This is a genomic window from Marinomonas polaris DSM 16579, from assembly GCF_900129155.1.
Classification (GTDB): Bacteria; Pseudomonadota; Gammaproteobacteria; order Pseudomonadales; family Marinomonadaceae; genus Marinomonas; species Marinomonas polaris.
Genome location: NZ_FQVF01000002.1, coordinates 292,134 through 305,552, shown reverse-complemented (window position 1 = coordinate 305,552; position 13,419 = coordinate 292,134). Strand labels below are relative to the sequence as shown.

Annotated in this window: 10 protein-coding genes; 4 read left to right on the top strand and 6 right to left on the bottom strand. The window is 46.0% G+C overall.

The window, feature by feature from the left end:
- Positions 1-16 precede the first annotated feature (16 nt).
- From BUA59_RS01405 to BUA59_RS01395, 3 genes are all read right to left on the bottom strand, one after another.
- The gene (locus BUA59_RS01405) at positions 17-1,363 is read right to left on the bottom strand and encodes an MFS transporter (RefSeq protein ID WP_072837930.1); all 1,347 of its coding nucleotides are present in this window, start codon (positions 1,361-1,363) and stop codon (positions 17-19) included.
- Positions 1,364-1,481: 118 nt separating this feature from the next.
- Positions 1,482-2,381, bottom strand: coding sequence for a helix-turn-helix transcriptional regulator (locus tag BUA59_RS01400; RefSeq protein ID WP_072837929.1), 900 nt, complete (start codon positions 2,379-2,381; stop codon positions 1,482-1,484).
- A 445-nt stretch (positions 2,382-2,826) separates the two neighbouring features.
- The gene (locus tag BUA59_RS01395) at positions 2,827-3,621 is read right to left on the bottom strand and encodes an AraC family transcriptional regulator (protein ID WP_072837928.1); all 795 of its coding nucleotides are present in this window, start codon (positions 3,619-3,621) and stop codon (positions 2,827-2,829) included.
- Positions 3,622-3,713: 92 nt separating this feature from the next.
- Here BUA59_RS01395 and BUA59_RS01390 point away from each other — a divergent pair, with 92 nt between their 5' ends.
- Positions 3,714-4,904, top strand: coding sequence for a CynX/NimT family MFS transporter (locus tag BUA59_RS01390; protein WP_072837927.1), 1,191 nt, complete (start codon positions 3,714-3,716; stop codon positions 4,902-4,904).
- A 117-nt stretch (positions 4,905-5,021) separates the two neighbouring features.
- Here the strand turns inward: BUA59_RS01390 and BUA59_RS01385 are convergent, their stop codons facing one another.
- Positions 5,022-5,909, bottom strand: a complete 888-nt coding sequence (locus BUA59_RS01385) for a LysR family transcriptional regulator (RefSeq protein WP_245813075.1) — start codon at positions 5,907-5,909, stop codon at positions 5,022-5,024.
- Positions 5,910-6,063: 154 nt separating this feature from the next.
- Between BUA59_RS01385 and BUA59_RS01380 the strand changes: the two genes are divergently transcribed.
- The 3 genes from BUA59_RS01380 to BUA59_RS01370 all read left to right on the top strand — a co-directional run bounded on the left by BUA59_RS01380 (position 6,064) and on the right by BUA59_RS01370 (position 8,885).
- Positions 6,064-7,467 (top strand): amidohydrolase family protein, encoded by a 1,404-nt coding sequence (locus BUA59_RS01380; protein WP_072837925.1) that lies wholly within the window; start codon positions 6,064-6,066, stop codon positions 7,465-7,467.
- A gap of 12 nt (positions 7,468-7,479) precedes the next feature.
- Positions 7,480-7,956 carry a DMT family transporter gene (locus tag BUA59_RS01375; RefSeq protein ID WP_072837924.1) on the top strand — a complete coding sequence of 159 codons (477 nt, stop codon included), beginning with the start codon at positions 7,480-7,482 and terminating at the stop codon, positions 7,954-7,956.
- 65 nt (positions 7,957-8,021) lie between these two features.
- A complete protein-coding gene (locus BUA59_RS01370) occupies positions 8,022-8,885 on the top strand; it encodes an SMP-30/gluconolactonase/LRE family protein (protein ID WP_072837923.1) in 864 nt (287 codons plus the stop codon).
- Between the two features lie 429 nt (positions 8,886-9,314).
- Here the strand turns inward: BUA59_RS01370 and fucP are convergent, their stop codons facing one another.
- Together fucP and BUA59_RS01360 are read right to left on the bottom strand one after the other, a co-directional pair.
- The gene (fucP, locus tag BUA59_RS01365; RefSeq protein ID WP_072837922.1) at positions 9,315-10,619 is read right to left on the bottom strand and encodes an L-fucose:H+ symporter permease; all 1,305 of its coding nucleotides are present in this window, start codon (positions 10,617-10,619) and stop codon (positions 9,315-9,317) included.
- 363 nt (positions 10,620-10,982) lie between these two features.
- Positions 10,983-13,373, bottom strand: coding sequence for a zinc/cadmium/mercury/lead-transporting ATPase (locus BUA59_RS01360; protein WP_072837921.1), 2,391 nt, complete (start codon positions 13,371-13,373; stop codon positions 10,983-10,985).
- Positions 13,374-13,419 lie beyond the last annotated feature (46 nt).

Below are 13,419 nucleotides of genomic sequence, written 5' to 3'. Positions count from 1 at the left end.
AAAACCTCAGTATTCTTTAATTTGCTCGGTTCGCTTCACGAGTCGCACGTAATTCAGATTGCATTGTGTCTTCTAACTCTCGCGTGATCGGATAAAAGTAAGCAATAACAACAATGCAGCCTGCGCCAAAAGCAGGAATCAGACTCATGAAAAGTAAAATCATCTGAGCAGACTCCGCAGTTTGCTCAACACCTGCTTGATAACCAGCAAAACTCAACCCAATACCGACTAAGGCGCCACTTAACCCCATACCAAATTTATGGGAGAAGGTCGCAGAACTGGTAGACAAACCAACCACACGGCGACCAGACTTCCACTCAACATAATCAGCAGTGTCAGCAACGAGCCCCCATAAAGAAGAAGCAGCAATCCCTTTCGACAACTGATTAAAAAAGATAATGGCGTAAATCACATAAACATCAGATGGATCAACCCAGTACAAATTACTAATCAAACACATACTCAACAGCGCACCCGCAATAACCAAGTTCCGCTTTGAATAACGCTTAACTAACTGAGACATCAGAGCAGAGCCTACAATCATGCCCAAACTAGCCACCGTAAAAAACATACCCGCTTTACTGGCATCGCCCACAATATAAGTAAAGTAATACATACCCACAGCAAACGGCATAATAGTAAAGGTAAACAGTGGAATGCCCATTAAAATAGTTACCCACCAAGCACGGTTTTTGATCACCACGGCAAAATCATCCTTCAAAGAAGAATGTTGTTTGATCATTGGAACACGCTCTTTAACACGAGAAAAACACAGCCAGAACATTACAATCATGACGGCACTTAGCAATATCATGGTGTACTGAAAGCCCTGCTGTTTATTACCGTCACCAAAAAATTCAACCAGAGGTAACGTACTCGCATTAACCAGCAAAGCACCGGTAAACGCCAATACCATGCGAAATGAAGCCATCTGGCCGCGCTCAACTGGGCTATCCGATATGGTTGCTGGTAAAGAGGAATATGGGATATTGATGGCTGTATAGAGTGTCATCAGTAGAATATAGGTCACAAATGCCCAAATGATCTTGCCGGATTCATCCATATCAGGCGTCGTAAAAGTGAGCACAGCGACAATAGCCAGAGGAATAGGTACATAGAGTAAATAAGGACGGAATTTACCAAATCGAGTTTGGGTTCTGTCACCTATCATGCCCATTATTGGATCGGATATGGCATCCCACATTCGCGTGACAAAAAATAATGTCCCGACAAGAGCCGCAGAAATCCCGAACACATCGGTATAAAAAAACATCAAATAGGTGCCAACCGCAGTAAACACCACATTACTGGCTAAGTCACCAAAGCCATAACTAACCTTATCGAAAAACGATAACTTCTTCATAATGAAACCTTATTTGTATTTATTGTTTTGCTTCATTATGGGAATTAATATCAAGTGTGCTATCCGATTTTTGACCTGCTCAGTAGCCGTTTTTTGACCTTGATAAAGTCACCTTTTACTAAAGATACAAAAATTGCCTATCCAACCACGGCATAATTCGTTGTTTCAAAAGTACTACGTCTACTCCTGCATAGGCTTGCCCCACACTCACTAAACTTACCGACTCCCGCTTAAGACGAAACTCCGTTGGCGTACAGTCATATTCTCGGCGAAACGCCATATTAAAGGCTTTTACAGAAGGAAAACCATGATCAAAAGCGATATCTGATACGGCTTTTTTAGGTTTCTGTGCCAAATCTGACAAGCTTTTTTCTAATCGATAAAGAGTCAAATAGCGTAGAAAAGTCTCGCCTACTTTGGCTTTAAAATACCGGCTTAAATAGGCTTCCGACAAACCTCGCTCCTCAGCTAACAAGGACAAAGAGAGATGCTCTTGGTAACGCAATGTAATCTGACGTAACAGGTCATTCATCAATAAAGTAGATTCAAGAGAGTCCGCTCTAATTGCATTAGTCGAAGGAAAGTAGCGAGCAAACAGCAAGCCAAGTTGGGCAAGTAAACTTGTTTGCGCCTGTTGCCAATGACCCGCCTTGTAGTAGTGCTCCCACCACAAATGCGCCATCAGCCGCTTAATCGTTGGCAGCATATTTTTCTGAACCAAACTCCATGCTTTCATTGGGCAAGTATCCAGAGCCACTCCAGCAAAGTTATGCTGTAGACAAAGCACTAAATTATCATCCTCGGTAGATTGAGTGGCGTGAGGCAATTCTTTATTAATAAATAAAACATCGCCTTCCTGCAAAAGCAGTATTTCATCCATTACCTGAACACGAATACGGCCTTTCACCACCCATAAGCATTCATGTGCATCGTGATGATGCAAATCACATTGAGTCACAGAATGAGCAAATATGCGGCTTTCTTCTTCTAATATTTCCGCTCTGTTCGATAAATACATAACAAACTAACATCCTTAATCATCCAACTAAAATCAACCACGAGCCGTTTCAACATTGATTTGAGTGAGCAGGAATCATAAAGAAGTAAGCGTATAAAGTCACAGACAAAAAAAAGCCCCGCATTCGCGAGGCTCTTTAAAATTCATTATAACCAGTAATTAAACAGAGGTATTTTTCACTGAGAACATTCCGTAAGCCGCTACAACCAAGAAGCAAACGGCAGGCACAACATATGAAAAAATCGCGCCGTACTCATCGATAGTCGCGCCTTAGTTCAATGGCACCCGTCCAACGCGAATCTGTAAATCATTGGGGACGTTGCTTGTCTATTGAAGTCTTCAAGAAACTAGAGATACAATGGCTCATGATGCCACTGAGTATTTTAGAGAATATACATCACGGAACCACACCAACAGGTTAGTTTTTGATCTGACCCCAAATTCATTATCGCAGCGAGGAAAAATATTGGGTAGGCGATTTACCCAGTGCTTTTTTGAACATAGTGATGAAGGCATTTACAGAATCATACCCCAGATTTCCCGCGACACTTTGCACCGATTTCCCCTCTGCCAACTGACTCAGTGCGATCATCAGATGCAGCTGCTGACGCCAGCGCCCGAAGCTCAATCCGGTAGCATTTTCCACCAGTCTAGCGAGCGATCGTTCACTGGTAGCAAGTCTGGCCGCCCACTGACGTAAAGTGGTACGGTCACTAGGGTCTGCAAAAAGTGCATCGGCAATGTGTCTAATTTTGGGGTGGTCTGATATGGGTAGATGCAGCTCTTTGAGCGGCGCATCAGAAAGCTGTTCGAGAAGCACTGCAACAAGACGGGCTGTTTTACCCTCTGAAGGGTAAGCGGGATCCTGCTCAGCAAGATGCAGAACCAACTCTCGTACAAGAGGCGTTATGGCAAGGGTGCAGCATGTGTCGGGCATCACTGCCGCACTAGGCTCAATAAACAAAAAGCAGGTGCTGGCGTTTTGGGTTATTCGGCAGCTGTGAGGGGTGCCGCTTGGGATCCAGACCGCGTGCTGAGGAGGCACAAGCCACAGTGCGTCTTGTACTTCACAGCTCACCGCACCGTGCAAAGACAAGATCAACTGCCCCTTGCGGTGGTGATGCGGTCTAACACCGGAATGCTTCAGGTCAGGTTCGATCTGTAAGGCAACGGCTGCCTGCATGAACTCATCGGAATCGAAGTCTTCCGGTGAGGAAACCGTCTTTTTAAAATCTGGCATAATTTAGATATCACCTGTCATATTGTCTATATTATACGCTCTTCTGATACTTTATAGTTCTTTTTTTTCTAAAGTAAAGAAGGTTAGAGAATATGTTAGACACTAAAAACAAGTGGAATACCATTGCACTTGTGGCGGGAATTCTTTTTATTGCGGTTAACCTGCGGCTTCCTTTTACCAGTATAGCGCCCGTTCTGCCGCTTATCCAAAGTGATTTCGGCTTAAGCTCCTCGGCCGTAGGTCTGCTTACTTCATTACCATTGCTGGCATTTGCTGCATTCTCACCACTGAGTGCACCTGTTGCCCGAAAGTTCGGACTAGAACGTACACTTTTTGCTGCATTGACAATCATTTCTTTAGGCATCTTGCTGCGTTCTACAGGAAGTGTGTGGGCCTTATATCTAGGTACAATACTAATAGGCACAGGGATCGCCTTGGGTAACGTACTGCTGCCTGGTCTAGTTAAACGCGACCTCTCAGCCAACGTTGCCTCCATGACAGGGGCGTATTCCATTACGATGGGGGCAGCGGGTGCGATAGGGTCTGCCATCATGATTCCTTTAACACAGGTTTGGGGCTGGAACATTGCGCTGACTTTATTAATTGCAGCCCCGCTGTTTGCGCTTATTGTGTGGTTGCCGCAGCTTAAAAAGCATGAGCCAGTGAGCCTGTCCAATCCGAAAAAATCAGCGACAGTAGCAGTCTGGAAATCGTCTCTAGCATGGCAGGTCACACTGTTTATGGGTTTCAATGCGATGCCTTTTTATGTCGCCGTAGGCTGGTTGCCGACTATTCTGATCGATCAAGGTATATCCGCCACTGAAGCAGGCTCCGTGCATGGGACACTTCAACTGGCCACAGCCATTCCGGGGTTAATACTGGCAGCCACGCTGCGCCGCCTAAAAGATCAGAAACTGGCGGCCGTAACAACCAGCCTGTTGGTTGCCTTATCGTTTATCGGGCTTATTTATGCGCCAGAGTTTGCCATCTTGTGGGCTGCGCTTCTGGGCTTTGGCTCTGGTGCCTGCATGATGCTAGGTTTGACTTTCGTTGTACTGCGTACGCAGAATGCTGGCGACGCGGCCGCTCTGTCAGGAATGGCACAGTGTGTAGGGTATCTCATGGCGGCAGCAGGCCCCTTATTGCTAGGTCAAGTGCACGACTGGACGGGCGGCTGGACTGCACCGCTGTTAATGACGGCAGCTATCGCTGTTGCTGGTGCGTGCACTGGCATGATGGCTGGGCGAAACGTCCATCTTGAACCGGCTCCATCGATGCGTTAAACCCATATTTATCAGATACGGGAGATAACTCTCTCCCGTATTAGCGAAATTACGGTTACACGGATAAATATGACACCGTCATCTTAGTACAGAAAAAGTGGTGTTTGCTCTTGTCGATCAGATGGACGAATTATCGTCACTGATAAGCTCGGTTGCCCAATCGGCAAATGCCCGTACGGCTGGCGATAGAAAACGTTGATGCGGATAGAGCAAATTAACCGGTACGGACGCAGGTTGCCAGTCCGCCAACACTTCAACGAGTCGGCCTTCTTCTAGGTGTTCAGATACCACCTTCTCAGCAAGCTGCACCAGCCCTAACCCTTCAAGACACATTTTTATGTAGAGCCCCGTCTCATTGGCGGCCACTGCCCCACTAACCGGGATTGACATTTTTTCAGAGCCGCTAACAAAGCTCATTTCATTCGCTCGCTTAGCATGCCCTGAAAAATAATGAACGGCTCGGTGGTCAGATAAATCTTCTGGCGTCTGTGGAATCCCTTTCTCTTCGAGATAGGCCGGAGAAGCGCATGTCACCCAGCGAAATCGACCAAGCGGTCGTGCAACGAGCGTAGAGTCATTAAGCTCACCAGTTCGAATGACACAATCTACGCCTTCCTGAACAAGATCTACCTGTCGGTCATTAACCCCTATCATCAGATAGATATCCGGATAGCGTCTGTAAAAGTCTTGCAGATTTGGCATGATGACAAAATGGGCAATACCGCCAGGCATATCAACTCGTAAACGCCCCTGAGGCCGTTTAACGGAATCGGTCAGGCTAGACTCTGTATGCTCAATTAATTTAAGTATTTCCAAACACTGAGCCAAATACTGCGCGCCCTCTGTGGTCAAGCTGACGCGCCGTGTTGTTCTGTTCAGCAGGCGCACCTGCAAATATTTTTCAAGACTTTTAACCGTACTACTCACCGTCGAGGCTGGTAAGGACAAGGTTTCCGCTGCATAGATAAAACTCCCAGCTTCCGCCACACGAACAAAAATCTGCATTGCTTGAATACGATCCATATGCTTTTTCCAAGAGCCACAATCGATGGCGTAATTGTTCGTAATTATTGAATAATAAAAACAGTTTAACTGTCTTTTTCCGAATAGTCACTTTGCGTACCCTTGCTTCACGAAATTTCAAAAAGGTGAATTAAAGATGACCGATTACGTAAGAAATATTGTTAATAATCAGACTACAACTCCCCCTAAAACCTTGATTCGTGGGGCAACGATTCTGAGCATGGATGAGAAGGTAGGTAATATTGAGTGTGGTGATATTCTTATTACTGGATCTACCATTACCGCTGTGGGACAGAATCTAGATGCAGAGGGCGCCCATGTCATTGATGCTACCAACATGATTGCCATGCCGGGAATGGTGGATTCTCATCGTCACTCATGGGAAGGCCAATTACGCCGCATCAACCCTAATGCCACCTGTTTGGAAGACTATAGTAACGCCACGCACTTCTCTTTCGCAAAATACTATCGTCCAGCGGATAATTATATCGGCAACTTGCTGACGGCTCTGGGCTGCATTGACGCAGGTATCACCACCGTCATTGATAATTCCCATAACAGCCGCACCGCTGAACATTCAGATGCCGCCGTTGAGGCCCTACTTGATTCGGGCATTCGCGCCATACATGCCTCGGGTGCGCCCGTTGCTGGTGAATGGGATAAAGCGCACTGGCCAGGTAACTGGCAACGCTTGCAGGAAAAATACTTTACGAATAACCCTGACAGCCTTGTTTCTCTTGGCGTCATGGCTCAGTTGGAGCCAGAGTTATGGGCCGAAGCTCGTCGATTAGGGTTACCTATTGTGACTGAGTTCTTTGGCTCTTTGATGGCGGATGAACTTGAACCACTGCATCAGCAAGGTCTTCTTGGTCCAGATAATATTTTCAATCACTGCACGTCACTGCCTGATGAAGGATGGAAAATCCTGCGTGAAGCGGGTGTTCGAGTAAACGTCTGCCCACGCTCTGATTCACACTATGGCATCGAAGACGGTATGTTCGCTATGCCAGCTGCGCAGCGTCATGGCATTAGCCCAGGACTAAGTGTCGATAATGAAACCTCTTACAGTACTGACATGTTTATGGAAATGCGTGTGGCATTTTATCTACAACGAGTCATGGGCATGCATCAGCAGAAGCACTGTGGTTCTGATCATGATCATATGCAGACAACGCTTCCAGCCGCTCAGCTTCTTAAATCCGCCACCGTTGATGGTGCCGCTTGTGCCGGTTTGCAGGACAAAATTGGCAGTTTGACGCCGGGGAAACAAGCAGACCTGATCTTGATTAACGCCAATGACATCAACCTTTACCCGTCCGGTAATGCTTTTGGCACCGTGGTGCATGCAACGGAACGTAGCAACATTGATACCGTGATGATCGCTGGGCGCATCGTCAAACAGAAGGGTCAAGTTTTAGGTGTCGACAGTGAGCGTCTTCGTGCTGCCATTGATGAATCCCTAGAGCATCTGTTTGCTGCGTCTGGCTATCAGCCTGATGTATTTGCTGACGTTTTTCTGCTGTTAGAGCAGGCTAACTAATGGGGAATACCGATGAGCATGATCTATTACTTAATTGCTTTTGCTGCCGGCCTTGGTATTACGTTGCAGACAACCTTGAACAGTCAGTTGGCAAAAGGGTTGGGTGGTGACTCTGTCACTGCTGCACTATTTTCTTTCTCGGCTGGAGCGTTCTGCCTTGGGATTTATTCACTGCTGCGAGGAGGCTTATTCTCCTCGCTTGCCGCCATTCCGTCGCAACCATTGTGGACTTTAGTGGGTGGTGTTATCGGCGCATGTGCATTATTTAGTTATGTCGTGCTGGCCCCAAAAATTGGTTTTTCAGCTTTGCTCGGGTTGGCTATTGTCGGGCAGCTGCTGTCATCACAGGTCATAGATCACTTTGGTTTGATGGGTTCCATCCGACGCCCCGTTTCGGGGCTGAAACTTGGCGGAATGCTGGTCATGTTGATCGGACTCGCCATTATGTTGTTCGGCGACAAGTTATCCGAACGTTTTCTACACGGATAGAAGTGAACGGCTTGTGGGTGTCTGCAAGCATCGGTTCACTATAATGTTGCCTCTGGAGAATTAAAATGTTTTCAATCGTTACAGATGTTAATAATGCATTGGGAGAATGTCCGCTCTGGTGTGAAAAAACACGCAGAGTCTTCTGGACAGATCTTGAGGGTAGCGAGCTGCTCGCCTTTGAAGAACAGAGCGGTATCGTCAAACGCTGGTCTTTGCCTGAACGCGCTGGGTCGTTTGCGCTAACTGGGAAAGCGGATGTTTTGCTGATAGGACTAGCCTCACAGCTCGCGTTTTATGACCTGAATACGGAGGTGTTAACCCCTGTAGCATCATCACCCGGTATGACGGGGACGCGTATCGGTGATGGACGGTGCGACCGCTCTGGCAACTTTGTCTTTAGCTCCATGCTTGACGGTGACTATGTTCAAAAATGCGGACAATTTCATCGACTGAACGCTGCTACTTTGGAAACAGAAACGCTGGCATTACCTGCCGTCGTCATTCCAAACAGTATCTGTTTCAGCCCAGACGGCGGCACCATGTACTACAGCGATTCTATGCAGGGTCAGATTTTCTGCTGTGACTATCCGTCTCTCGATAATCAGCGCATTTTTGTAAAAGTTGAAGGCGGTGGTGCACCAGATGGCTCCTGCATTGATGCGCAAGGTTATCTATGGAACGCCGAATGGGGCGGTAGCCGAGTGGTACGTTATACTGATACCGGAAACGTTGACCGAGTCATCCAGTCTCCCAGTGTTCAAACCACTTGCCCAGTGTTAGCGGGACCAAGTTATGAAACGCTTTATTGTACAAGTGCGAAGGTGGGCCTAGATAAACCGACAGACAGTGATGGCATGCTGATAAAAGCGGAGGAAATGTTCTCTGCAGGACTTCCTGAAGTTAGATTTGCAGGACCACTGAATAACTAGTTCATAAAGCTCTTTTGCAAACGGCTTTTACCTCTGCCTATTTTGCTTAGGTAAACCTAATTTAAAAGCGGATATGGATTTTCCATATCCGCTTTTAGCAATTAGCGTCCTAACTTTTAAATCAATACTTGTATGCTGTCTGATGCGAGTGCTAGAGGCCTTAATCTTATAAGACATTCAACTTTTAAGAGCGCTAACCATTTACTCAGTTGCTTACTAGCCAAGTATTCAAAAAAATGCAGGATGAAGTCACTCTATCGATCCTTGGTATCAAATCAGGGTGTGTATCCATGCAAATCCCTCGCTTTTCCAAGCCGAGCGGTGGTTTTGCACAACAATGGACCATAACAAACGAGTTGAAACACAAAGTCAGCAAACAAAAAAAGCCCCGCATTCGCGAGGCTCTTTAGAATTCATTATAACCAGTAATTAAACAGAGGTATTTTTCACTGAGAACATTCCGTAAGCCGCTACAACCAAGAAGCAAACGGCAGGCACAACATATGAAAAAATCGCGCCGTACTCATCGATAGTCGCGCCTTGGATCAATGGCATCACGGCACCACCCAAGATAGCCATGACCAAACCCGCAGAACCGAATTTAGTATCACTACCAAGACCATCCAACGCAATGCTGTAAATCGTTGGGAACATCAAAGATAAACAAGCGGAAATAGACACAATCGCCCAAACACCTGTTACATCTGGCACCATCACAGCGTATAGGCATAAAGCAGTCCCCAATAGAGCCAAGATACTTAGCAACACAGCAGGACGGAAAAAGCCCATCAACCAAGTCATCACAAAACGTGACACCAAGAAAATAATCAAGCTGTACTGCAAGTAATCAGAAGCACTAGCTTCGGTTCCACCTAGTGTTTCTTGCACATATTGAATAGTAAAAGTCCAAGTACAAGTTTGTGCGGCAACGTTGAAGAACTGTGCAAGTACACCCCAACGGTATTGTTTTCTAGCGAATAATCGGCCCAATGTCGCCATAAAGTCAATCGTCTGAACTTCATCAACATTTACTGTGTTAGCCGATTTAGGCACGCGCATAAAATAGATAAACGCCCAAATGATCATCAACACAAAAGCCATGCCGACATAAGGTGTCATCACGCTGTTTAGTTCATCTGCTCGAATGCTCAGCAGCATTTCTGGCGCCATGCTGGCTCTTTCTTCTGGAGATGCGGTATTTAGATTAGGAAGAATCAATGTCGCTGCAAGAAATACACCGATGTTGGTGCCAACTGGGTTAAAGGCTTGAGCCAAGTTTAAACGGCGTGCTGCACTGCCTTCTGGCCCCATAGTCATAACAAAAGGATTCGCTGAGGTTTCTAAAATAGACAAGCCTGCTGCCAAAATAAACAAGGCAGCTAAAAAGAAACCATACGTCATCGAAACACTGGCAGGATAAAAAGCCAAGGCACCTAAAATAGCCAAGCCTAAACCTGTCAACACCCCCGCTTTATAAGAGTAACGAGCGTTAATAAACGCCGCAGGAATCGCCAAACAGAAATACGCGCCATAATAAGCGAACTGTACTAAAGCGGATTCAAACGTGCTCATGGTAAAAATTTTACTAAACACTTTTACCAATGGATCTGTCATGTTGGCGGCAACGCCCCATGCAGCAAAGCAGGTAATTAACAAGATAAACGCAATTTTCATGTTCGGATAAACGAACGGAGCAGAAAGGGATTTTTCAGGAGCTGTATTTTGATTTTTCATAAAGCAAACAACATCTATTATTTTATAGTTGGATGATAGGACGTGCTTGCTATCCTCAAAGAGACAGACTAAAAGCACCTCGCCACCATCAGACATTGATATAGGCTAACCGCAGTTTGGACATTATTTTGGTTGATTTAAAACCACCAAAAAGTGCCTTTTCTACGACCAACATCAAACACAAGGTGCGAGATCCTACCACCAACTTTCTATAAAAATGCGCTTGTAAAATAAAACTTAGCTCTTTGTAAGCGGATTAATCTTTTCTTACCCATTTCATTAACATAAATGAAATATTCATGACTGGCGGTTCATTTTCAGCGACTTTATTAGGTAACAAAAGCCAAACAAACCTTCAATGTCTCACAACCTTTTCGAAAGCAGTCGCAAGGCATTCGCTGTAACCAATGCGGTCGCGCCAGAATCAGCCAATACCGCCAACCATAACCCAGTTATACCCAGCAAGGTCGTCACCAGAAACACCGCCTTCAAACCTAAAGCAATGGTGATATTCTGACGAATGTTGGCATTGGTCGCACGCGATAAGCGAATCATTTCAGCCAATCCTTGCAAGCGATTATGCGTCAAAGCCGCGTCCGCGGTTTCTAAAGCTACATCGGAGCCACTTCCCATGGCAATGCCAATAGTGGATGCTTTCATTGCTGGCGCATCATTGATGCCATCGCCCACCATGGCTGTCGCTTGCTGTTGATTCAACTCAGTGACAGCCATAACTTTGTCTTCTGGTAATAAATCCGCTCGATAATCTATATTCAACTCGGCTGCAATCGCAGCTGCGGCACGGGCATTATCACCCGTTAACATCACGCCATTAATTCCCAAAGCCGCTAAATCTTTAAGCGCCGCCTTAGCATCATCGCGTAGCCTATCCCGCAAAGCGATCAAGCCCGACAATTCACCTTTTTCGAAAACAACAACGACAGTTTTACCTTCTTGCTCAAGACGAATAACTTCCTGTTGTATAGAGTCATCTAACACTTGCTCTAACTTACTTGGCGAACTAATCTTGATTTTCCTACCTGCAAAATCCCCTTCCACACCAACACCAGCCAAGGTTTTGCGATTATCAGCATGCACTAATGCAATGCCTTGTTGTTCTGTGTAATCAACAATGGCTTTCGCCAATGGATGATGAGACCCCATTTCAACGGACGCTGCAGCAGCCAACAAATCATTAAAGTTAGAACCGTTTAAAGTAACTACATCCGTCACACTTGGTTTACCTTCTGTAAGCGTGCCGGTTTTATCAAAGGCGATGGTTTTTATTCGACCAAGTTGCTCTAACGCTAATCCGCCTTTAATCAAAGCACCACGACGAGTCGCCGCCGCCAAACCAGACGTAATCGCCGCTGGCGTCGAAATAACCAAGGCACAAGGACAACCAATCAACAACAAGGCTAAACCACGATAAATCCACGTATCCCAAGGTTGAGCAAAGGCCAAAGGCGGAATCAAGATCACCAAGACAGAAATCAGCATAATCACAGGCGTATAGATACGGCTGAATTTATCTAAGAAACGTTCAAGCGGTGCTCGGCGCTCCTCCGCTTCTTCAATAAGGTGTAGAATTCGATCAATGGCATTATTACCCGGTTGCGACACTACTTTGAGTCGCACAACTCGATCAGCTAACAAGCTCCCTGCTGGAACTTTTTCATCTCGTAATCGTTCAACAGGTACAGATTCCCCCGTCAACGCGCTTTCATCGAAACTTGCCATCTCGGACAAGAGCTCAGCATCGGCAGGCAAACGTTCACCCGGCGATACTTCAATTTCATCGCCTGGACGTAAATCCGCTATAGCGATTTTTTGACGCACACCATTTTTGATGATTAAGGCTTCTTCTGGTAACAAGGCCATCAAAGCGCTCACGCCTTTGCGCGCACGGTTCGCCGCAAACGATTCCAGGCATTCGCCAATCATAAAGAGCAACAACACCATGGCGGCTTCTGCGGTAGCACCAATAAATAATGCTCCTATCGCTGCAACACTCATCAAAGTTTCAATGGCAAAAGGCGAGCCACTGCGCATCATCCACCATGATTTTTTCATGATAGGCACTAAGCCAACCAAGGTAGTAACTATAAAAGCGGTTTCGCCAAAAATAGGATTAAATTGCCCGATGCCCCAACTCAGCAACATCAGCACCGCCAAAGCCGCAATAGGACCGTATTCGGTTAATTGCTGGAGTGAAAACCATGAAGTCGTGTTTTGATTTGAAATAGTTTGAGCTGAATTAGTGTTATTAGAAGCGCTTTTATCCAAAGAAGCCAAACTAAAACCTAGCCCTTTCACTGCTTCCTGAACCTTGACCGAGACATCAGCATCCGCAGAAACACGTAATTTTTCGGTAGAGAAAACCACATTGGCGCTAACCACACCATCCACGGAAGAAACCGCCTTCTCAATAGAACGCGCACAACTGGCGCAATCCATCCCGCTGACTCGCCAGCTATAATTTTGCTTATCGGTTGCTTGTGCTAAAGAGGTATCGTCATTCGTATCAGCGGACGCACAGCAACTGGCGTCGCCTTCGTCGTCGGAAGAACAGCAAGAATTTTCTTTTTTCCCACTATCTTCGCTTGCGCAGCAAGAGGAAACCTCACTCGATGTCGAGCAACAAGAACTGCTCGTCTCTTGATGTGAGTGTGATGAATGGTCTTTTGCTTGATGACACTGACATGAAGAATGAGATTGGCAATTTTCTTTATGTTGACCTGATGAATGATGCATATGGCTCTCCTGTTTTTAAGCTATAAGGAGAGTGTAGACCTTAGAG

Coding starts and splice junctions, on each gene's coding strand:
- BUA59_RS01385 (WP_245813075.1), bottom strand. CDS start 5,909: ATGCAGATTTTTGTTCGTGTGGCGGAAGCTGGGAGTTTTATCTATGCA.
- fucP (WP_072837922.1), bottom strand. CDS start 10,619: ATGAAAAATCAAAATACAGCTCCTGAAAAATCCCTTTCTGCTCCGTTC.
- BUA59_RS01400 (WP_072837929.1), bottom strand. CDS start 2,381: ATGTATTTATCGAACAGAGCGGAAATATTAGAAGAAGAAAGCCGCATA.
- BUA59_RS01380 (WP_072837925.1), top strand. CDS start 6,064: ATGACCGATTACGTAAGAAATATTGTTAATAATCAGACTACAACTCCC.
- BUA59_RS01405 (WP_072837930.1), bottom strand. CDS start 1,363: ATGAAGAAGTTATCGTTTTTCGATAAGGTTAGTTATGGCTTTGGTGAC.
- BUA59_RS01375 (WP_072837924.1), top strand. CDS start 7,480: ATGAGCATGATCTATTACTTAATTGCTTTTGCTGCCGGCCTTGGTATT.
- BUA59_RS01395 (WP_072837928.1), bottom strand. CDS start 3,621: ATGCCAGATTTTAAAAAGACGGTTTCCTCACCGGAAGACTTCGATTCC.
- BUA59_RS01370 (WP_072837923.1), top strand. CDS start 8,022: ATGTTTTCAATCGTTACAGATGTTAATAATGCATTGGGAGAATGTCCG.
- BUA59_RS01360 (WP_072837921.1), bottom strand. CDS start 13,373: ATGCATCATTCATCAGGTCAACATAAAGAAAATTGCCAATCTCATTCT.
- BUA59_RS01390 (WP_072837927.1), top strand. CDS start 3,714: ATGTTAGACACTAAAAACAAGTGGAATACCATTGCACTTGTGGCGGGA.